The organism is Pantoea sp. X-Soil-ISGK-259 (assembly GCF_059730705.1).
Map to the genome: position 1 here is coordinate 1,242,582 of NZ_AP035986.1, position 19,026 is coordinate 1,261,607.

18 protein-coding genes are annotated in these 19,026 nt (G+C 59.5%); 11 read left to right on the plus strand and 7 right to left on the minus strand.

Annotation, left to right across the window (positions count from 1 at the left end; genetic code table 11):
• Nucleotides 1–92 precede the first annotated feature (92 nt).
• From osmF to AC6I77_RS05730, 4 genes are read left to right on the plus strand one after another with little or no spacing between them, the layout of a single operon-like run.
• A complete protein-coding gene (gene osmF, locus AC6I77_RS05715; protein ID WP_003851785.1) occupies nucleotides 93–1,004 on the plus strand; it encodes a glycine betaine ABC transporter substrate-binding protein OsmF in 912 nt (303 codons plus the stop codon).
• Between the two features lie 3 nt (nucleotides 1,005–1,007).
• The gene (locus AC6I77_RS05720; protein ID WP_497816755.1) at nucleotides 1,008–2,183 is read left to right on the plus strand and encodes an ABC transporter permease; all 1,176 of its coding nucleotides are present in this window, start codon (nucleotides 1,008–1,010) and stop codon (nucleotides 2,181–2,183) included.
• Nucleotides 2,176–3,123, plus strand: a complete 948-nt coding sequence (locus tag AC6I77_RS05725) for an ABC transporter ATP-binding protein (protein ID WP_008925077.1) — start codon at nucleotides 2,176–2,178, stop codon at nucleotides 3,121–3,123. Before AC6I77_RS05720 ends, AC6I77_RS05725 begins: the two co-directional genes overlap by 8 nt.
• Nucleotides 3,111–3,842, plus strand: coding sequence for an ABC transporter permease (locus tag AC6I77_RS05730; RefSeq protein WP_003851780.1), 732 nt, complete (start codon nucleotides 3,111–3,113; stop codon nucleotides 3,840–3,842). Before AC6I77_RS05725 ends, AC6I77_RS05730 begins: the two co-directional genes overlap by 13 nt.
• Here AC6I77_RS05730 and AC6I77_RS05735 read toward each other — a convergent pair.
• Together AC6I77_RS05735 and AC6I77_RS05740 are read right to left on the minus strand one after the other, a co-directional pair.
• Nucleotides 3,823–3,930 (minus strand): YohO family small membrane protein, encoded by a 108-nt coding sequence (locus AC6I77_RS05735; protein ID WP_008925078.1) that lies wholly within the window; start codon nucleotides 3,928–3,930, stop codon nucleotides 3,823–3,825. The two genes, AC6I77_RS05730 and AC6I77_RS05735, sit on opposite strands and share 20 nt — an antisense overlap.
• Nucleotides 3,931–4,018: 88 nt before the next feature.
• Entirely contained in the window at nucleotides 4,019–4,753 is a 735-nt protein-coding gene (locus tag AC6I77_RS05740; protein WP_003851779.1) for a MerR family transcriptional regulator, read from the minus strand.
• A gap of 148 nt (nucleotides 4,754–4,901) precedes the next feature.
• On the opposite strand from AC6I77_RS05740, the gene AC6I77_RS05745 reads away from it, so the two are divergent.
• The 4 genes from AC6I77_RS05745 to ybiB all read left to right on the plus strand — a co-directional run bounded on the left by AC6I77_RS05745 (nucleotide 4,902) and on the right by ybiB (nucleotide 9,267).
• On the plus strand, nucleotides 4,902–5,465 hold the full coding sequence (locus AC6I77_RS05745) for an XRE family transcriptional regulator (protein ID WP_003851776.1): 564 nt from the start codon (nucleotides 4,902–4,904) through the stop codon (nucleotides 5,463–5,465).
• Nucleotides 5,462–5,980: a GNAT family N-acetyltransferase gene (locus AC6I77_RS05750; RefSeq protein WP_003851775.1), complete on the plus strand. Its 519-nt coding sequence runs from the start codon at nucleotides 5,462–5,464 to the stop codon at nucleotides 5,978–5,980. Before AC6I77_RS05745 ends, AC6I77_RS05750 begins: the two co-directional genes overlap by 4 nt.
• Before the next feature lie 123 nt (nucleotides 5,981–6,103).
• Nucleotides 6,104–8,272, plus strand: coding sequence for an ATP-dependent DNA helicase DinG (dinG, locus tag AC6I77_RS05755; protein ID WP_003851773.1), 2,169 nt, complete (start codon nucleotides 6,104–6,106; stop codon nucleotides 8,270–8,272).
• A gap of 26 nt (nucleotides 8,273–8,298) precedes the next feature.
• Nucleotides 8,299–9,267: a DNA-binding protein YbiB gene (gene ybiB, locus AC6I77_RS05760; protein ID WP_039659248.1), complete on the plus strand. Its 969-nt coding sequence runs from the start codon at nucleotides 8,299–8,301 to the stop codon at nucleotides 9,265–9,267.
• Between the two features lies 1 nt (nucleotide 9,268).
• Here the strand turns inward: ybiB and AC6I77_RS05765 are convergent, their stop codons facing one another.
• From AC6I77_RS05765 to hutH, 3 genes are all read right to left on the minus strand, one after another.
• Nucleotides 9,269–10,426: a M20 aminoacylase family protein gene (locus AC6I77_RS05765; protein WP_039659250.1), complete on the minus strand. Its 1,158-nt coding sequence runs from the start codon at nucleotides 10,424–10,426 to the stop codon at nucleotides 9,269–9,271.
• A 208-nt stretch (nucleotides 10,427–10,634) separates the two neighbouring features.
• Nucleotides 10,635–12,320 (minus strand): urocanate hydratase, encoded by a 1,686-nt coding sequence (hutU, locus tag AC6I77_RS05770; RefSeq protein ID WP_003851765.1) that lies wholly within the window; start codon nucleotides 12,318–12,320, stop codon nucleotides 10,635–10,637.
• A 15-nt stretch (nucleotides 12,321–12,335) separates the two neighbouring features.
• Nucleotides 12,336–13,886 carry a histidine ammonia-lyase gene (hutH, locus tag AC6I77_RS05775; RefSeq protein ID WP_039659252.1) on the minus strand — a complete coding sequence of 517 codons (1,551 nt, stop codon included), beginning with the start codon at nucleotides 13,884–13,886 and terminating at the stop codon, nucleotides 12,336–12,338.
• Between the two features lie 326 nt (nucleotides 13,887–14,212).
• Here hutH and hutC point away from each other — a divergent pair, with 326 nt between their 5' ends.
• Nucleotides 14,213–14,968: a histidine utilization transcriptional repressor HutC gene (hutC, locus tag AC6I77_RS05780; RefSeq protein ID WP_039659254.1), complete on the plus strand. Its 756-nt coding sequence runs from the start codon at nucleotides 14,213–14,215 to the stop codon at nucleotides 14,966–14,968.
• Here hutC and AC6I77_RS05785 read toward each other — a convergent pair.
• Complete coding sequence (locus tag AC6I77_RS05785; protein WP_008925086.1) at nucleotides 14,952–15,494, minus strand: HutD/Ves family protein; 543 nt, start codon at nucleotides 15,492–15,494, stop codon at nucleotides 14,952–14,954. The two genes, hutC and AC6I77_RS05785, sit on opposite strands and share 17 nt — an antisense overlap.
• Complete coding sequence (locus AC6I77_RS05790; protein ID WP_497816756.1) at nucleotides 15,491–16,846, minus strand: formimidoylglutamate deiminase; 1,356 nt, start codon at nucleotides 16,844–16,846, stop codon at nucleotides 15,491–15,493. The genes AC6I77_RS05785 and AC6I77_RS05790 overlap by 4 nt, the downstream gene beginning before the upstream one ends.
• An 80-nt stretch (nucleotides 16,847–16,926) precedes the next feature.
• Between AC6I77_RS05790 and hutI the strand changes: the two genes are divergently transcribed.
• Together hutI and hutG are read left to right on the plus strand one after the other, a co-directional pair.
• A complete protein-coding gene (hutI, locus tag AC6I77_RS05795) occupies nucleotides 16,927–18,144 on the plus strand; it encodes an imidazolonepropionase (protein ID WP_039659260.1) in 1,218 nt (405 codons plus the stop codon).
• Nucleotides 18,141–18,932 (plus strand): N-formylglutamate deformylase, encoded by a 792-nt coding sequence (hutG, locus tag AC6I77_RS05800; protein WP_008925089.1) that lies wholly within the window; start codon nucleotides 18,141–18,143, stop codon nucleotides 18,930–18,932. Before hutI ends, hutG begins: the two co-directional genes overlap by 4 nt.
• Nucleotides 18,933–19,026 lie beyond the last annotated feature (94 nt).

Below are 19,026 nucleotides of genomic sequence, written 5' to 3' on the forward strand. Positions count from 1 at the left end.
AGCCTGCACCCTCAGGCGCATGACGCCTTGTAAGTCATCACGCACTCACGAAACACAAAAACAACACGCGAAAATGCGATAAGGAAAAGGCCATGGTCAGAGTTCGGGGTTGGATGGGCGTCAGCGCGTTGCTGCTTAGCATGGGGATGGCACACGCGGCCGATCCTGTGCGGGTCGGCTCAAAAATTGATACCGAAGGATCGCTGCTGGGCAATGTGATTCTTCAGGTGCTGGAAAAGCATGGGGTAAAAACTGTCAATAAAATCCAGCTCGGCACGACCCAGGTCGTCCGTGGCGCCATTACGGCGGGCGAACTCGACATCTACCCGGAATACACCGGCAACGGCGCATTCTTCTTTAACGATGAAAAAGACAGTGCCTGGAAAAATGCCGGCGCAGGCTACGAAAAGGTGAAGAAACTGGATGCGGAGAAAAACCATCTGGTGTGGCTGACACCGGCTCCGGCCAACAACACCTGGACCATCGCCGTGCGTAAGGACCTGGCGGAGAAGAACCAGCTTACCTCGCTGGCCGATCTCAGCGCTTTCCTGAAAAAAGGAGGTACCTTCAAACTGGCGGCCTCAGCCGAATTTATCGAACGCAGCGATGCCTTACCGGCCTTTGAAAAAGCCTATGGCTTCGACCTTAAGCAGGATCAGCTGTTGTCTCTGGCGGGTGGCGATACCGCTGTCACCATCAGCGCGGCAGCACAGCAGACGTCGGGCGTGAACGCGGCGATGGCCTATGGCACCGACGGTCCGGTGGCGGCACTGGGCCTGCAGACGCTCAGCGATCCTAAAGGCGTACAGCCGATCTATGCGCCGACGCCGGTGATCCGCGAATCGGTGCTGAAAGCCTACCCACAGATTGCCGACTGGCTGAAGCCGGTCTTCAGCGCGCTTGATGAGAAGACGCTGCAACAGCTCAATGCGAAAATCGCGGTCGACGGTCAGGATGCGAGCAGCGTAGCGACTGAGTGGCTGCAGCAGAAAAAGCTGCTGTAACCGATGCTGATAGCGCGGGACGCGATACGCCGCCCGGCTCAGCAGCCGGTAGCATTGTTGCTGCTGACGCTGTTGAGTCTGGCGCTGGTGACCTTGCCGTTTCTTAACTTCGCTCCTAACCGGCTGGTGGCGGGTGAACCGCTGATGAGCTGGCAGGTCAGCAGCGCCGGGCTGTTACTGCTGCCGCTGATGATGCTGTGGTTGCTGCTGTGGCGTCAGCCTGGGCGTACTACGCTGATACTGGCCCTGCTGGCGGCAGAGCTGCTGCTGGCCGCCATGCTCTGGCTCAGCGGTCATCAGGCGACACTACTCAGTCAGCAGGGCAGCCGTCTGCCACGAACCAGCTTTGCCAGTGGCTTATGGTGCAGTGGTGCACTCATTCTGCTGCTGATTACCGATCAGGTGCGTCAACTCACTTCCCATCGGCTGGCTCAGCTGCTGCTCAATCTGCAGGTCTGGCTGTTGCCGCTGTTGCTGCTGTTCAGCGGCCAGCTCAGCGATCTCTCCCTGCTGAAAGAGTATGCCAACCGTCACGCGGTGTTTGATGCGGCACTGAGCCGTCATCTCACTCTGCTGGTGGGTACAGTACTGCCAGCCTTAATGTTTGCACTGCCGCTGGGCGTCACGCTTTTCCGGCGGCCTGACTGGCAAGGCAGTGTGTTTGGCGTCCTTAATGTTATTCAGACAGTGCCGTCAGTGGCGCTGTTTGGTCTGCTGATTGCGCCACTGGCCGGACTGGCGCAGCATTTTCCGTGGCTCAGTGACTGGGGCATTAGCGGCATCGGCATGGCTCCAGCCTTGATCGCGCTGGTGCTCTACGCCCTGTTGCCGCTGGTGCGCAGCGTGGTGGTGGGCTTGCAACAGGTGCCGCAGGAGGTGCGCGAAAGCGCGCGCGGCACGGGCATGAGTGGCTGGCAGCAGTTTGTCGCGGTGGATGTACCGCTGGCGCTACCGGTCTGGCTGGCGGGCCTGCGGGTCGTCGTGGTGCAGACGCTGGGCATGGCGGTGGTTGCGGCATTGATTGGCGCGGGCGGCTTTGGCGCGATTATTTTCCAGGGGCTGTTAAGCAGCGCGCTTGATTTGGTATTGCTTGGGGTGATCCCGGTGATTGCGCTGGCGGTCGTCATCGATGCGCTGTTCCGCCTGCTGATCTCACTGCTGGAGAGAGAAGATGATTGAGTTTGATAGCGTTTGCCGCGCGTTTAACGGCAAGGCGGCGGTGAAAGATCTGTCGCTGCAGGTGGCAAAAGGGGAGTTCTGTGTACTGCTCGGCACTTCCGGCTCCGGCAAATCGACCACCCTGAAGATGATTAACCGGCTGGTGGAGTATGACAGTGGTGAAATCCGCTTTGCCGGTGAGTCGATTCGCCAGCTCGATGCCCGCTCGCTCAGGCAACGCATGGGCTATGCGATTCAGTCGATAGGGCTGTTTCCACACTGGACGGTGCGAAAGAATATTGCCACGGTGCCGGTGCTGCTGGGCTGGTCCGGAGCAAAGATCAACGAACGCATCACGACGCTGCTGGCGCTGCTCAATCTCGACGAGCGCCTGCTGAATCGTTATCCGCATCAGCTCTCAGGCGGTCAGCAGCAACGTGTCGGCGTGGCGCGTGCGCTGGCGGCTGATCCGGAGGTCCTGCTGATGGATGAGCCGTTTGGTGCGCTTGATCCGGTGACGCGCGGCGTGCTGCAACAGGAGATGCTGCGTATTCATCGCCTGTCGGGGCGAACCATCGTGCTGGTGACGCATGATATCGACGAAGCACTGACGCTGGCGGACCGCATTGTGCTAATGGATAACGGTGAGATTGTTCAGCAGGGCAGGCCGGTTGAGTTGCTGACCCAGCCGAAAAATGATTTTGTGCGCGACTTCTTTGGCCGCAGCGAAATGGGCGTACGGCTCTTGTCGCTGGAGCAGGTGGGTAATGCCGTGCGACGCGGCGAGTGGCTGGCGGGTGAACCGATTGCTGCAGGGCTGACGCTGCGCGACGCCCTGTCGCAGTTTATTGCACGGGGCACAGACAGACTCCCGGTCATTGACGATCAGGAGCAGCCGCTGGGCGTGCTCTACTTTGGCGACCTTCTGCGACAGCGCGAGGCATTAACATGCGCAGGCTAAGGGATCCGCTGTTGTGGCTGGTACTGCTCTATGGCGCGCTGCTGACGCTAATGCCTTTGAGTGGGCCGCTGTTCCATCTCTGGTTTCCGGAGCTGGCCCGGCCACTCTATCAACAGGAGAGTTTCTGGCAGTTGACGCTGGCGCATCTGTTTCTGGTGATCACCGCCAGCCTGCTGGCGATCGTCATCGGCATTGGCAGTGGCGTGCTGGTAACCCGGCGGGCAGGGCGTGCGTTCCGGCCGCTGATAGAAACTATCGTGGCAGCGGGCCAGACTATTCCGCCGGTAGCCGTGCTGGCCATTGCGGTGCCGGTGATGGGCTTTGGTGCCTGGCCTGCCGTGGTGGCACTGCTGCTCTACGGTTTACTGCCGATTTTACAGGGAACCCTGGCGGGCATTGATAGCGTACCGTCCAGCAGCCGGGAGATCGCTATTGGCGTAGGCATGAGCAACTGGCAGCGGCTGTGGCAGATTGAGCTGGCGCTGGCTGCGCCGGTGATCATTGCCGGGATACGCACCTCGGTGATCATCAACATCGGTACCGCGGCCATCGCCTCAACGGTCGGGGCAAAGAGTCTCGGGTCGCCAGTGATTATCGGCCTAAGCGGCTTTAATACCGCCTACGTGATTCAGGGAGCGCTACTGGTGGCGCTGCTGGCGATAGTGAGCGACCGCCTCTTTGAGCGCCTGCAACGTCGGCTTAGCGTGAGTGAACGATGAGAGAGTATCCCACCAGCATGAGACCGCTGGTGCCGCCAACCGCCATAATAAAAAACAGCGTGGCGAAAAAGGCTTTTTTGACATTCATGACGGAAACCTGAACTTGTTAACAGTGAGGCGGGGATAATAGCGCGCGCAAGGCAGCAGGCAAAGCGCCCGGCGTGCGTTTTTTGTTATCAGCCGGGTTCATGTAACCGCACGGCATAGCCCTGTTCCTGCCAGTGTGACAGCTGTTCCTGCTGGCGACGGGTTAATTTTTTACCGGTAAATACAAACATATTCATGCCAGGAAAAAGTTCAGGACGCGGGACATCAAGCGGTTCAGCCAGCACATCAATCCGCCAGCCATGCTGTGAAAGACGCCAGCCTTCCAGCCAGATACGGGTACGATCGTCGGTACCCCAGCCAATGATCAGCGCATCTTTTCCCGATTTTTTGCGGCTGCCGGTCAGACAGAAAGCGACATAGTCGATCAGCAAACCATCCAGCAGGCTGCACATGGTTCGGGCAGTATTCTGGTCCAGACTCAGTTTCTGGCGTACAGGCATGAAAACGTGATCAATTAGCGCATCAATCGGATGTTCGCGACCAATCGCAGCAATTTTGTTACGCAGTTTAGCGGGTCTGACATGACGTAATACGCTGATTAGCTCATCCTGCAGTGTGGTCCAGCCATCGTGTGCATCAACATCGCCACCTTCCAGCAATGCCTTTACTTTACCGACCGGCACGCCGCTTTCAATCCAGCGCATGATCTCTTCAATACGCTGCACATCCTCTTCATCAAACTGACGATGTCCGCCTTCGGTACGTTGCGGCTTCAGTAAGCCATAACGACGCTGCCAGGCGCGCAGGGTAACTGGGTTTATGCCACAGCGCTCGGCGACGTCACCGATACTGTATAAGGTCATAAATTCCTCTTTCGATTGGTCTGAGTGTAATTACCATAACGAAGCAAACTAAGTTGTACAATACATTTCTCAATGTACAACTTGACTGATACGGCCCTTTTCAGCTATATCTCATTTGAGAGAATGTTTCCCATAAGTGAGAAAAGTAATGTCTGAGCTGAATACTGAGCAACGACTGGCTGTGAGGCTGTCAGAGTTACGCCTGCAACGCGGCTGGTCGCTGGATGAACTTGCGGTGGCCACGGGCATCAGTCGTGCGACATTATCGCGCATTGAGCGAGGCGAGACCAGCCCTACGGCTGCACTGCTTAACCGTCTGTGTGTCGCCTACGGATTAACGATGTCACGCCTGCTGAGTGAGGTGGAGGAGGAGTCCAGTTTGCTGGTCACCAGCCAGCATCAGCCGGTGTGGCAGGATGAGGCCAGCGGATTTATTCGCCGCAATATATCCCCTCCTGCACTTCATTTCAGATGCGAACTGGTTGAGGGCAGGTTACGGCCTGGTGCGCGTATCGATTACGATTCACCACCCATCCAGGGACTGGAGCAGCATATCTGGCTGCGTGAGGGCGGTCTCACCGTCACGATGGGATCTCAGGCGTGGACGTTGCAGCCAGGTGACTGTTTACGTTTTCATCTGACAGGAAAATCGGCTTTTGAGGCGCACCTGACCGACGGCGCGCGCTATCTACTGGTGGTGGCGAAACCATGATTGAGTACGTAACCCTCAGCGCCACCCAGGCGCAACAGAATCTGGCCGAACTGACCCATGTTTTACAGGGCTGTGTGGCAGATGGGGCCAGCGTCGGGTTTATTGATGCTGAAGACAGTGAGGTGATGACGCGATTCTGGCAGCAGCGAATCATCAGCATCACAGGCGGCGACAGCGAGTTAATCGTGGCGCGTCAACAGGGTCGCATTGTGGCGACGGTGATGATCAATAGCAGCGGCATGCCAAACGGCCGCCACCGGGCGGAGATCAGCAAACTGCTGGTGCATCCGCAGGCACGCCGACAGGGCATCGCCCGTGAACTGATGCAGCGCGCCGAGCAGCGGGCGCGCGAGCGCGTCAAAACCCTGCTGGTGCTGGATACGCGCAGCGGCGATGTCGCCAGCGATCTCTATCGCTCGCTGGGCTGGCAGGTAGCGGGATCGATCCCGTTTTATGCGGAATCCACCGCAGGCGTGCTGGACGCCACCACCGTAATGTACAAAGTGCTGGCGTAAATCACCGCCGCCGGGCACGCACTGAAATTTACGACAGCGCACGAAAAATTCGGCGTGAAAGCTGACGCCGCCGGGATACTGTGTAAAAATACAGGCCATATTTTCAGTGTGGTAACGCAAATCATGGCCCTGACAGCCGCAGTAAAAAGCCAGATAGCGCAATGGTATAAAGCGCTTCAGGAGCAGGTGCCTGATTTCATCCCGCGAGCGCCGCAGCGCCAGATGATTGCCGAAGTGGCAAAATGCCTGGCCGGTGACGATTCGCGCCATCTGGCGGTTGAAGCGCCGACCGGCGTGGGTAAAACTCTTTCTTATCTGATCCCAGGCATTGCGGCCAGCCGCGCCCAGGAAAAGCAGCTGGTCATCAGCACCGCCAATGTGGCGTTGCAGGATCAGATCTTCACCAAAGATCTGCCGCTGTTGAAGAAAATCATCCCCGACCTCACCTTTACCGCTGCTTTTGGCCGCGGGCGCTATGTCTGTCCGCGCAATCTGGCGGCGATGGCAGCCGACGCCGATCAGCAGGGCGATCTGCTGCTCTATCTGGACGATGATGCGGTCAGCAGCACCAAAGAGGAACAGACGCAGTGTGGCCGCTTACAAAAATCCCTGGATCGCTATCAGTGGGATGGCCTGCGCGATCACAGCGAAGAGAACGTCAGCGACAGCCTGTGGCAGCGCCTTTCTACCGATAAAGCAAGCTGCCTGGGCGCGCACTGCCACTGGTATCGTGAATGCCCGTTCTTTGTGGCGCGACGCGAAATCGAGCAGGTGGATGTGGTGGTGGCGAATCATGCGCTGGTGATGGCGGCGATGGAGAATGAGTCGGTGCTGCCACCGGCTAAAAACCTGATGCTGGTGCTGGATGAAGGGCACCATTTGCCCGACGTAGCCCGCGATGCGCTGGAGATGAGTGCCGACATTACGCCGGGCTGGAGCAGCCTGCAACTTGACCTGTTTATCAAGCTGGTTGACAGCATCATGACGCAGATGCGGCCAAAATCGCCGCCGCCGCTGGCTAACCCTGAGCGGCTGAAAGCACACTGTGATGAGCTGCGCGAACTGCTGACCGTGACCGCGCAGGCGCTGAATCCGCTGCTGCCACCGCATAACCAGCCGGGCGAATTTCGCTTTGTGCTGGGTGCGCTTCCGCAGGAGCTGCTGGATCTCTGTGCCCGGCTGTTCAAACTCAGCGACGCGCTGCGCGGTTTGAGCGAAGGCCTGATCAATGCACTCAGTGAGCAGACTGGCAAGGTGGACGTGGTGCGATTGCATCGCAATCTGCTGCAGCTCAATCGTCAGTTTGGCTGGTTCGAGTCGGTGAGCAAATTGTGGCGGCTGGCGGCGATGGAAAAAGCGTCTGGCGCACCGGTATCGAAATGGATCACCCGCGAGCTGCGCGAAGGTCAGGCGCATCTGCTGTTTCACTGCGCCGGTATTCGCGTCAGCGATCAGCTGGAAAAGCTGCTGTGGCGCAAAATCCCACATGTGGTGGTCACCTCTGCCACACTGCGATCGCTCAACAGTTTCAACCGCCTGCAGGAGATGTCGGGACTCAGCGAAAAAGCAGGCGATCGTTTTGTGGCGCTGGACTCGCCGTTTAACCATGTAGAGCAGGGCAGGCTGGTGATCCCGCAGATGCGCTTCGAGCCGCTGATGACGCACGAAGCGGAGCACATTGCGGAGATGGCCGGTTTCTTCCGTCAGCAGATGGCGGAGAAAAAGCACAAAGGCGTGCTGGTGCTGTTTGCCAGCAACCGGGCCATGCAGCAGTTTGTCGCCTGTCTGCCTGACCTGCGGCTCTCGATGCTGGTGCAGGGCGATCAGCCGCGCAGCCGGCTGGTCGATTTGCATCGCCAGCGCGTCACCAAAGGGGAAACCAGTATTCTGATTGGCCTGCAGTCCTTTGCCGAAGGGCTTGATCTGAAGGGCGATCTGCTGAGTCAGGTGCATATTCACAAAATCGCTTTTCCCCCGGTGGACAGTCCGGTAATTTTGACCGAAGGCGAGTGGCTTAAAAGCCTGAAGCGTTATCCGTTTGAGGTGCAGAGCTTACCCAGCGCCTCATTCACCCTGATTCAACAGGTCGGGCGCCTGATTCGCAGCCATCAATGTTATGGCGAAATCGTTATTTACGACCGTCGTCTGCTGAGCAAATCCTACGGCAGTCGGTTATTAGCCGCGTTGCCGATCTTCCCGATTGCGCAGCCGGAAACGCCAGAGCCGGAAGCGATACCGGCCACCGTGGCGCCAAAAAACACGGTGCGAAAACGACGTCCCACGCGGCGCTAAGCCGCGCACTTAACCGGAAGCGAGTGATGGAACTGAATAAAATCATTAAAGAGATTGGTCGCGGTAAAAATCATGCCCGCGACATCGATTTTGATACCGCGGTGACGCTGTATGGCGCAATGCTGGCGGGCGAGGTGCCGGACCTGGAACTGGGCGGCATCCTGATTGCGCTGCGTATCAAGGGCGAAGGCGAAGACGAGATGCGCGGCTTTTATCAGGCGATGCAGGCACAGATGATGCAGCTGCGAGCGCCAGAAAACCGGCCGATGCCGATCGTCATCCCCAGCTACAATGGCGCGCGCCGCCAGGGCAATCTGACGCCGTTGCTGGCGTTGCTGCTGGTGAAACTCGGCTTCCCGGTGGTGGTACATGGCGTCAGCGACGACGCGACGCGTATCACCAGTGAGGCGGTGTTTGCCGCACTGGGTGTAACACCTGTCACCACCGCAGAGTTGGCGCAGGCGAAACTCGACCAGGGCGAACTCGTTTTTATCACTATCGATCACCTCTGCCCGCCAATGGCGAAACAGCTCTCACTGCGCTGGCGGATGGGCGTCCGTAACAGCGCACATACGCTGGCAAAACTGGCAACCCCGTTTGCAGAGCGTGCGGCGCTGCGGCTGTCGAGCGTGTCGCATCCGGAGTATGTGCCGCGCGTGGCGAAATTCTTCAGTGACATTGATGCGCCAGCGATACTGCTCAATGGCACCGAAGGGGAAGTCTATGCGAATCCGCAGCGCTGCCCGGCGATCAGTATGATTCAGGGCGCAGGCGTGGAAGCGGAAGTGTGGGTCGAGCGTCAGCCTGAAGTGGCGGTTGAACTGCCGGCGGACAAGACGGCAGAGGTGACGGCGCGCTGGATTGATGAGGTGCTGAATCAGCAGCGCCCGGTGCCTGCGTCACTGCGATTGCAGCTCGCCTGCTGCCTGCGCGCCAGCGGCCAGTGCGACTCGCTGGCGGCGGCCGGGCAGCAGATTGCCGCTGCCGGATACTGAGTCAGGCGGCTGGCAGCGCCTGTTCAACCAGGTTCTGCCAGAAACGGATGCCAATCGGCAGCAGCGCGTCGTTGAAATCATAGCGAGCGTTATGTAGCGGCGCGGAGGGCGTCTCGCCATCCGCGCCCAGCCAGAAGTAAGCGCCGGGACAGGCTTCCATCATGCAGGCAAAATCTTCTGATGCCATCGACGGATTGACCTGCCAGTGAACCTGTTCTGCGCCCAGCGTTGCCAGCGCCACGTCGCGCACCTGCTCAGCCGGGGCCGCATGGTTAGCCGTGACCGGATAGCCCGGCAGCCAGTTAATCTCGCCGCTGACGCCAAACGGACGTGGCAGAGTCGTCACAAACTCATCAATCAGTCCGCGTACTTTTTCGCGCACGCTGGTCTGCAGGCAGCGCACTGTGCCGCGCAGCATAATCTGTTCCGGAATCACGTTGATCGCTTCACCCCCGTGGATCTGCGTTACACTGACCACCGCAGAGGCAAGGGGCGAGAGCCGACGGGAGGGAATCGTCTGCAGCGCCAGAATCAGCTCGGCCGCTACCACCATCGGATCGGCGCCACTTTCTGGCATCGCCGCATGGCAGCTTTTACCGTGCAGGGTAATTTCGAATGAATCCAGCGATGCCATCATTGCGCCAGGATTAACAGCCAGTGACCCCAGCGGCAGCCCCGGCCAGTTGTGCATCGCGTAGATCGCATCCATCGGAAAGCGCTGGAACAATCCCTCTTCCACCATTTTGCGCGCCCCGCCCAGATTCTCTTCGGCAGGCTGAAAGATGAAATGCACCGTGCCGCTAAACTGACGCGTGGCAGCCAGCTGTCGGGCGGCGGCCAGCAGGATAGCGCTGTGACCATCGTGGCCGCAGGCGTGCATGACGCCAGGCGTCGAAGATCGCCACTCAGCGTCGCCTTTCTCTGTAATCGGCAATGCATCCATATCCGCACGCAGCCCGATAACCGGACCGGGACCGTTTTCCAGCGTACCGATGACTCCTGTTCCCGCCAGACCACGAAACACCTGCAGCCCCGCCCGCGCTAATTCTTCAGCAATAAACTGGCTGGTTTGCTGTTCCTGGTAACCTAATTCGGGGTGGCGATGAAACTCACGGCGCCAGTGCAGGGCGTCTTCAAGCAGGGCAGGGGAAAGGGTCATGCAGCGTCGCGCTCCATACAGAATGAGAAGATTTCACTTTAGTGATTGGGTGGCGCGGCGTCTATCGCTGTCGGGACTAAATATGGCTATAGGCTAAATCAAAATGGAATAAGTAATAAGGAAGTGATTTCAGAGAGGGGTTTCACAATGGAAAAGTCAGAAAAACGGGGCAGGCCACAGCGCGCCCCGTGTAGTGAACAATATCAGACTATTTTTGCATTGGCAGGTTCAGGCCGTGCTCTGCAGCACAGCTCTGCGCCAGCTCATAACCTGCATCGGCGTGACGCATGACACCGGTGGCCGGGTCATTCCATAACACACGACCCAGACGCGCATCGGCTTCTTTGCTGCCATCGGCAACAATCACTACGCCAGAGTGCTGCGAGAAGCCCATGCCAACACCGCCGCCGTGATGCAGGCTGACCCAGGTCGCGCCGCCCGCGGTATTCAGCAGCGCGTTAAGCAGCGGCCAGTCAGAGACCGCATCCGAGCCATCTTTCATCGCTTCGGTCTCGCGGTTTGGTGAGGCAACTGAACCGCAGTCGAGATGGTCGCGGCCAATGACCACCGGCGCTTTCAGCTCGCCGTTGCGCACCATTTCATTGAACGCCAGACCGGCAAGGTGTCGCTCGCCCAGTCCCAGCCAGCAGATACGTGCCGGCAGGCCCTGAAAAGCGATGCGCTCCTGCGCCATATCAAGCCAGCGATGCAGCGTTTTGTGGTGCGGGAACAGCTCCTTGAGTTTGGCATCGGTCTTGTAGATATCCTCCGGGTCGCCTGACAACGCCACCCAGCGGAACGGGCCTTTGCCTTCACAGAACAGCGGACGGATATAGGCCGGTACAAAGCCAGGGAAGTCGAAGGCGTTGCTGACACCCTCATCCAGCGCTACCTGACGGATGTTGTTGCCGTAATCCACGGTCGGAATACCCATATGACAGAAGTCGAGCATCGCCTGGACGTGAACCGCCATAGAGGCACGCGCGGCTTTCTCAACCGCTTTCGGCTGTGAAACGCGCGCCTGTTGCCAGCGCGCCAGATCCCAGCCAATCGGCAGATAACCATTTATTGGGTCATGTGCCGACGTCTGGTCGGTCACGATGTCCGGCTTCGGCCCGCCCGCCCGGGCGCGTTTCACCAGCTCTGGCAGGATTTCAGCGGCATTGCCCAGCAGCCCGACTGAAATCGCTTTTTTCGCAGCAGTGGCTTCGCTGATGATGGCCAGCGCTTCGTCCAGCGTGGTGGCTTTGTAGTCTACGTAGCGGGTACGCAGACGGAAATCGATGCGTGACTCCTGGCACTCAATCGCCAGTACGCAGGCACCGGCCAGCACACCCGCCAGCGGTTGCGCGCCGCCCATGCCGCCCAGCCCGGCGGTGAGAATCCAGCGTCCGCTGAGGTCGTTGTTATAGTGCTGACGTCCCGCTTCCACAAAGGTTTCATAGGTGCCCTGCACGATGCCCTGTGCACCGATATAGATCCAGGAACCGGCGGTCATCTGGCCGTACATCATCAGGCCCGCTTTATCCAGCTCGTGGAAGTGATCCCAGGTCGCCCAGTGTGGCACCAGATTAGAGTTCGCCAGCAGGACGCGCGGCGCATCCGCGTGGGTGCGGAAGATGCCGACCGGTTTGCCGCTCTGGATCAGCAGCGTCTCATCCGGTTGCAGCGCCCGCAGCGAACGCAGGATCTGCTCGAAGCATGCCCAGTTTCGCGCTGCTTTACCGATGCCGCCGTAAACCACCAGATCTTCCGGCCGCTCGGCCACATCGGGATCGAGGTTGTTCTGAATCATGCGGTAAGCCGCTTCAATCAGCCAGTTAGCGCAGTGCAGTGTGGTGCCATGTGGCGCACGAATTTCACGTGCCACAGCCTGAGAAAGAGTTTCGCTCATAAGAGATTCCTTAATTCAAGAAGTTGGGCGCATGCTCGGCAGCAGCGCGGTCAATGCCTGAGGCCAGTCAGCGCGACTTGCCCACTGACGCATGGCCTCGATATCGGGTGCCAGCAGGCGATCTTCCTCAAGGAAAGCGACCTGCTCGCGAATGGTGTCGATGGCCTGCTCAATCAGCACAGAGCTTTTCAGCGGCCGGTTAAATTCAATACCCTGCGCGGCGGCCATCGCTTCAATACCGACCACCGCGGCGCTGTTAAAGCACATGCTGCCGAGACGGCGGGCGGCATAGGTCGCCATTGAGACGTGATCCTCCTGGTTAGCGGAGGTCGGCAGACTGTCTACGCTGCCCGGATGGGCCAGCGATTTGTTCTCAGAGGCGAGCGCGGCGGCGGTGACCTGGGCGATCATAAAGCCAGAGTTCACGCCACCGTCACGCACCAGGAAAGGCGGCAGGCCAGATAAGCCGCTGTCCAGCAGCAGCGCCAGGCGCCGCTCGGAGATGGCGCCGACTTCAGCAATGGCCAGCGCCAGGATATCTGCGGCAAAGGCCACGGGTTCGGCGTGGAAGTTGCCGCCGGAGATCACATCGCCGCTGTCGCTGAACACCAGCGGGTTGTCCGAGGCTGCGTTTGCTTCGATTTCCAGAATCCGCGCCGCGTGGCTGAAATTGTCCAGGCAGGCACCCATCACCTGCGGCACGCAGCGGATGGAGTAGGGGTCCTGCACGCGGCCGCAATGGGTATGCGACTGCAGAATTTCACTGCCCTCTATCAGAGCGCTGACGGCGGCGGCGACCGCAATCTGGCCCTGCTGACCACGCGCTTTATGAATACGGGCGTCGAACGGTTTCAGCGAGCCTTTGATCGCCTCCAGCGAGAGCGCACCCGCCATCAGACCGGCAGCAAACAGATTTTCACCTTCAAACAGGCCACGCAGCGCCAGCGCAGTCGAAACCTGGGTGCCATTGAGCAGCGCCAGTCCTTCTTTTGGACCGAGCACAAACGGCGACAGGCCGACGCTTGCCAGTCCTTCTGTGGCCGGGATCAGCTTACCAGCGAGCCGTACCTGACCTTCACCCAGCAGCATCAGCGACATGTGCGCCAGCGGCGCCAAATCGCCAGAAGCCCCGACAGAGCCTTTTTCCGGGATGCAGGGCATCACACCCGCGTTAAACAGGGCAAGCAGCGCCTCAACGAGTTCGATTCGCACGCCAGAGTGACCGCGCGCCAGACTGATGATTTTGGTTGCGACCACCAGCCGGGTGACATTGTCGGGCAGCAGATCGCCCAGTCCGACGCTGTGTGACAACACCAGATTACGCTGCAGATCCGCCAGCCGGCTGGCCGGAATTTGGGTCTGCGCCAGTTTGCCGAAGCCGGTATTAATGCCATACACCACGTTACCGGAGGCGACAATGGCATCTACGGTTTGCTGCGCCGCTGCAATCGCCTGACGCGCACGCTCATCGAGACTTAATGTGACATTACCCTGATAGATAGCGCGTAATGTGGCGAGGTCCACCTCGCCTGGCACCAGGCGCAATGCCTGAAACGAACCTGACATAGCCTACTCCTGTCGATACAAGTGTGCTGGTGTGGCGAAGCTGCTTCCCTTGCCCTGAACCAGCGGGATAATTCGAGTGAAACATAAGCATTAAATCTTGTCTATGCTTGTCTATACAATCAAGCAAAAGAAGCAAAGGACGTGCCAGGCCGATCACAAAAATCGAATCTCCCTATGCTGCGGGTCGGGTGTTTAGCATGTGGGAGAAGCTGCACCATCAGGATGCGGAGGCTGCACCATCGGAGCATCGCGTGCTCTGCTGGATGTATATACATTCACGCAGTGAGACAGTAAACTCAGGGGACTTTCAGCATAAGGAACAGCAAATGGTTGAGCATACGGCACTGGCACAACTGGCGGCGGCAATGAGCGATGAACCCGCACCGATCTATCAGCGGGTGAAACAGGCCATCGTCAGCCAGATTCGTGAAGGGTTGTGGAAAGCGAATCAGCGTGTGCCATCAGAAAGTGAACTGGTCAATGAACTGGGCGTCAGTCGCATGACCATTAACCGGGCGCTGCGTGAGCTCACCAGTGAGGGATTTCTGGTGCGGATGCAGGGTGTCGGGACCTTTGTGGCGGAGATGAAAGGGTACACCGCCATGCTGGAGGTGCATAACATCGCCGATGAGATTGCCCAGCGAGGTCATCAGCACAGCGCAAAAATCCTTACCATCGGTCAGAACAAAGCCGATCCCGAGCAGGCGGCCGTACTGGGTCTCACTACCGGGCAGACGCTCTTCCATTCGCTGATTGTGCACTACGAAAACGATCTGCCGGTGCAGCTGGAGGATCGTCTGGTCAATCCCCTGGTCGCGCCCGACTACCTGACGCAGGATTATGAGAAGATGACGCCGTACACCTATCTCATGCGGGTCGCGCCGCTGACGGCGGGTGAGCACATCGTTGAAGCGGTGCTGCCCGATGCGCGTCAGCGTAAGCATTTGTCGCTGGATGAGCACGAACCCTGCCTGCTGATTCGCCGTCAGACCTGGAGCGACACGAAAATCGTGACCTATGCGCGATTGCTCTATCCCGGCTCACGTTACAAACTGCTGGGCCGCTTCAGAGGACACGGTTAAGTCGGGTAAACAGCAGCCGGGCATCCGTGTCACACGGGCTGAGTTGTGTCTCATCATCGACCCACCACGTCCCCTGTTGCGCGCTCAGCTTTTCTCCGTCAGCCGTCTGCCATGCGCCAGCCAGCACCCAGGCGACGCCATGCAGCGCGCTGACCTCTGTGGTCACCACCTCCACCGTTGCCTGCCATTCACCACGTCGCGTCATGATATTAAAATCTTCGCTGACGCTGCCCTGCAGTTGTGCCGTTAAGGCGAGTTCGCCGGCAAACGCCCACGGCTTTTGCGGCGTCAACAGATGCTGCACGCCGGGCGCGGTTAACAACACCGGATCGCCGTGCAGCAGGGTGATAACCCGATCAATCTCCGGAAAGGGAGAGAAGGGGCCATCCTGCGCCAGGGTCGCAATACTGGCGCGCCAGCCAAAGCGATCTGCGCCGGGCGGGAAACTAATAATCTCACGGGTCTCACCGCCACCGTTGCGCCAGCGGCTGACTGCCAGATCGGCATATGCGAACCGGGCGATCATCGCAGCGCCGCCATTGCCTGAGCAAAGCGTGCGGCACACGCTGTCTGGTGCGGATGCACGCCATCTTTCACCACGGCTTTACCTGCAACATAGACGTCGCGAATCTGATCGCGCTGTCCGGCAAACAGCCAGCGGTTCATTACGGCGTGTGATTCCACGCTGCCGAGCCATGCCTCATCACGCAGCACCAGCCAGTCAGCACGTTGTCCCACCGCCAGCGTACCCTGCTGAATGCCGCACGCCTGCGCACCCCCTGCTGCAGCCTGTTGCCAAAGCAGATCGCCTACCGAGGGCTGGTCAGGCAGGGTGATTCGGTTGCGGCGCTGGTCGCGCAGGCGCTGCGCATACTCCAGCCAGCGCAGCTCTTCCTGGGTGCTCAGCGAGACGTGACTGTCGGAGCCAATGCCCCAGCATCCGCCCTGCGCGATATACTCCACCGCCGGAAAAATGCCGTCACCGAGGTTGGCTTCGGTGGTCGGGCAGAGACCCGCCACCGCACCGCTGCGGGCAAGGCGTGACAGTTCGCTCTCATCCAGATGCGTGGCGTGGATCAGACACCAGCGCGTATCCACGTTAAAGCGGTTAAGCAGCCAGGCAACCGGCCGTTCGCCGCTCCACGCCAGTGAATCATTGACCTCTTTCTGCTGTTCAGCCACATGGATATGGACCGGCAGCCCAGGATCGCTGGCCGCCAGCACGTCGTGCATCTGACTTTCACTTACTGCCCGCAGCGAATGGAAACAGAGGCCACGATTCAGCAGTGGCCGCTGCTGCTGCCACTCCTCCAGCCGCGCCTGCTGTTGCAGATACTGGTCGGTCTGCTGGATAAAACGTTTCTGACCCGCCGTTGCAGGCTGACTGCCAAAGCCGCTGTAGCTGTAGAGCACCGGCAGCAGGGTCTGACCGATACCGGCGATCTCCGCCGCCTCGATCAGCTGTTGCAGCATCGCATCATCACCATAGGGTGCGCCGCTGGGGTCGTGATGCAGATAGTGAAACTCCGCCACCTGGGTGTAGCCGCCCTTCAGCATTTCGATGTAGAGCAGGGCGGCAATATCACCCACCTGCCGGGGTGTCAGGCGCTGCACCATGCGGTACATCAAATCCCGCCAGGTCCAGAAGCTGTCCTGAGGATCGCCCGCGACTTCTGCCAGCCCCGCCATGGCACGCTGAAAGGCGTGCGAGTGCAGGTTGGCGATCGCCGGAATTACCTCGCCGTTGAGCTGGACAGCATTCTCCGCATGGCTATCCGGAGCAATGGCATCGATAAAACCCGCCTGATTAACTGTGATACGAACCTGCTGCTGCCAGCCCTCTGCCAGCAGTGCACGCGGGGCAAAAAAAGTTACCATGGTTGATCCTCTCCGGATGTGGTTGTATATACATATACATACTTTGAGGCACAGTGTAAACGGTGGAGGCTTAGGCAGCGATGGCAGAAGAGATGCGTGTAGATACGGTATGGACCGGGGCCGACCTGGTTACCATGCGTGACGGAAAGTACCATCTGATTCCGCAAGGCGCGCTGGTGGTGCGGGCAGGTAAACTGGTATGGGTGGGCCCGCAGGCGGAGATGCCCGCGTTCGTCGCCGATCAGCATCATCAACTGCCAGGCGGCATCGTGACGCCTGGGCTGGTGGATTGTCATACCCATCTGGTGTTTGGCGGCGACCGCAGTCAGGAGTTTGAACAGCGCCTGAATGGCGTCAGCTACGCAGAGATCGCCGCGCAGGGCGGCGGCATTCTCTCCACCGTGCGCGCCACCCGCGCGGCCACGGAAGAGGAGCTGGTAGCGTCGGCTCGCTGGCGGCTCGATCGGCTGCTGGCCGAAGGCGTCACCACCGTGGAGATTAAGTCCGGCTATGGTCTGGATGAAGAGAGCGAACTGCGGATGCTGCGGGCGATTCGCCAGCTGGGAGAGAGCGTGTCCGCCGATGTGCGTGCCACCTGTCTGGCAGCACATGCCTTTCCGCCGGAGTTTAAGCACGACCCGGATAGCTGGGTCGATATCATCTGCGATCGACTCCTGCCGCAGGTGAAGGCGCTGGGGCTGGCGGATGCGGTGGATGCGTTCTGTGAGCATCTCGCCTTTTCCCCTGCGCAGGTGGCGCGGGTGTTTGACCGGGCGGTGGCGCTGGGTATGCCGGTGAAATTGCATGCGGAACAGCTTTCGGCACTGGGGGGCGCAGCACTGGCGGCGCGCTACGGCGCACTCTCTGCGGACCATCTTGAATACGCCACGGAAGAGGATGCCAGGGTGATGGCAGAGCATGGCACCGTCGCGGTGCTGCTGCCTGGTGCGTTTTACCTGCTGCGTGAGACCCAGCGCCCGCCGGTGGAAAGCTTCCGGCGACATGGGGTACCGATGGCACTGGCCAGCGATGCGAATCCTGGCACCTCGCCTGCGCTGTCGCTGCGTCTGATGCTCAATATGGGTTGCACGCTGTTTGGCATGACACCGGAAGAGGCGCTGGCGGGCGTCACCCTGTGGGGAGCAAAAGCGCTGGGGCTGGCTGACAGTCACGGCTCGCTGGAGGCGGGAAAAGTGGCAAACTTCGTGCACTGGCCGCTGGCTCGTCCCGCGGAACTGGTTTACTGGCTGGGTGGTGAGCTGCCCTGTACCGTTATTTATCGTGGAGAACCACAATGAACCCTTTCTATTTCACCCAGGGCAGCCTGCCGCTGCTGGTCAGCATTCCTCACGCCGGGACCGACCTGACACCCGACGTGGAGGCTGGATTAAGTGAGGCCGCGCGCGGCCTGCCTGACACCGACTGGCATATCCCGCTGCTGTATGATTTTGTGCGTGACCTCGGGGCCAGCGTGTTAATTGGCCGCTACTCCCGTTTTGTGGTTGATCTTAACCGTCCGCCCGATAACCAGCCGCTCTACACGACGGCCACCACTGGCCTGTTCCCGGAAACGCTGTTCGACGGCACGCCGACCTTTGCGCCAGGTAAAACGCCTGATGCCACGGCGCGTCAGGGCTACATCGATCAGATCTGGCAGCCTTATCATCAGCAGATTCAGCAGGAGCTGGCGCGGCTTAAAGCGCTGCATGGTTATGCGCTGCTGTTTGATGCTCACTCCATCGCCAGCGAAATTCCCCGCCTGTTTGAGGGCCGTCTGCCCGATATCAATGTTGGCACCAACGACGGTGCAAGCTGTACACCTGCCATGAGCGCGGCGATTGAAGCAGTATGCAGCGCACAGAACGACTACAGCTGGGTGATTAACGGACGCTTTAAAGGCGGCTACATCACCCGCGCTTATGGACAGCCGCAGCAGCATATTGAAGCCGTCCAGCTGGAGCTGGCGCAGCTCAACTACATGGATGAGATGCCTCCTTACGCCTGGCAGCAGGCGCGTGCCGCTCAGTTACAGAAAGTGCTGAAGGCGATGATTCATGCCATGCTGGCGCAGGCTAAACCGCAGTAAATCAGCGATGCGCCACGCCGGTGCAGCGCTGCGCTAATCGGGTGCAGGTGAGGGCAGCCTGTGTGGCTGCTCCCTTGCTACCGCCTCCATTCTT

What these genes read in the sequence shown, in the direction of transcription:
- osmF (WP_003851785.1), top strand. Translation starts at nt 93, where the DNA reads ATGGTCAGAGTTCGGGGTTGGATGGGCGTCAGCGCGTTGCTGCTTAGC.
- AC6I77_RS05720 (WP_497816755.1), top strand. Translation starts at nt 1,008, where the DNA reads ATGCTGATAGCGCGGGACGCGATACGCCGCCCGGCTCAGCAGCCGGTA.
- AC6I77_RS05725 (WP_008925077.1), top strand. Translation starts at nt 2,176, where the DNA reads ATGATTGAGTTTGATAGCGTTTGCCGCGCGTTTAACGGCAAGGCGGCG.
- AC6I77_RS05730 (WP_003851780.1), top strand. Translation starts at nt 3,111, where the DNA reads ATGCGCAGGCTAAGGGATCCGCTGTTGTGGCTGGTACTGCTCTATGGC.
- AC6I77_RS05735 (WP_008925078.1), bottom strand. Translation starts at nt 3,930, where the DNA reads ATGAATGTCAAAAAAGCCTTTTTCGCCACGCTGTTTTTTATTATGGCG.
- AC6I77_RS05740 (WP_003851779.1), bottom strand. Translation starts at nt 4,753, where the DNA reads ATGACCTTATACAGTATCGGTGACGTCGCCGAGCGCTGTGGCATAAAC.
- AC6I77_RS05745 (WP_003851776.1), top strand. Translation starts at nt 4,902, where the DNA reads ATGTCTGAGCTGAATACTGAGCAACGACTGGCTGTGAGGCTGTCAGAG.
- AC6I77_RS05750 (WP_003851775.1), top strand. Translation starts at nt 5,462, where the DNA reads ATGATTGAGTACGTAACCCTCAGCGCCACCCAGGCGCAACAGAATCTG.
- dinG (WP_003851773.1), top strand. Translation starts at nt 6,104, where the DNA reads ATGGCCCTGACAGCCGCAGTAAAAAGCCAGATAGCGCAATGGTATAAA.
- ybiB (WP_039659248.1), top strand. Translation starts at nt 8,299, where the DNA reads ATGGAACTGAATAAAATCATTAAAGAGATTGGTCGCGGTAAAAATCAT.
- AC6I77_RS05765 (WP_039659250.1), bottom strand. Translation starts at nt 10,426, where the DNA reads ATGACCCTTTCCCCTGCCCTGCTTGAAGACGCCCTGCACTGGCGCCGT.
- hutU (WP_003851765.1), bottom strand. Translation starts at nt 12,320, where the DNA reads ATGAGCGAAACTCTTTCTCAGGCTGTGGCACGTGAAATTCGTGCGCCA.
- hutH (WP_039659252.1), bottom strand. Translation starts at nt 13,886, where the DNA reads ATGTCAGGTTCGTTTCAGGCATTGCGCCTGGTGCCAGGCGAGGTGGAC.
- hutC (WP_039659254.1), top strand. Translation starts at nt 14,213, where the DNA reads ATGGTTGAGCATACGGCACTGGCACAACTGGCGGCGGCAATGAGCGAT.
- AC6I77_RS05785 (WP_008925086.1), bottom strand. Translation starts at nt 15,494, where the DNA reads ATGATCGCCCGGTTCGCATATGCCGATCTGGCAGTCAGCCGCTGGCGC.
- AC6I77_RS05790 (WP_497816756.1), bottom strand. Translation starts at nt 16,846, where the DNA reads ATGGTAACTTTTTTTGCCCCGCGTGCACTGCTGGCAGAGGGCTGGCAG.
- hutI (WP_039659260.1), top strand. Translation starts at nt 16,927, where the DNA reads ATGGCAGAAGAGATGCGTGTAGATACGGTATGGACCGGGGCCGACCTG.
- hutG (WP_008925089.1), top strand. Translation starts at nt 18,141, where the DNA reads ATGAACCCTTTCTATTTCACCCAGGGCAGCCTGCCGCTGCTGGTCAGC.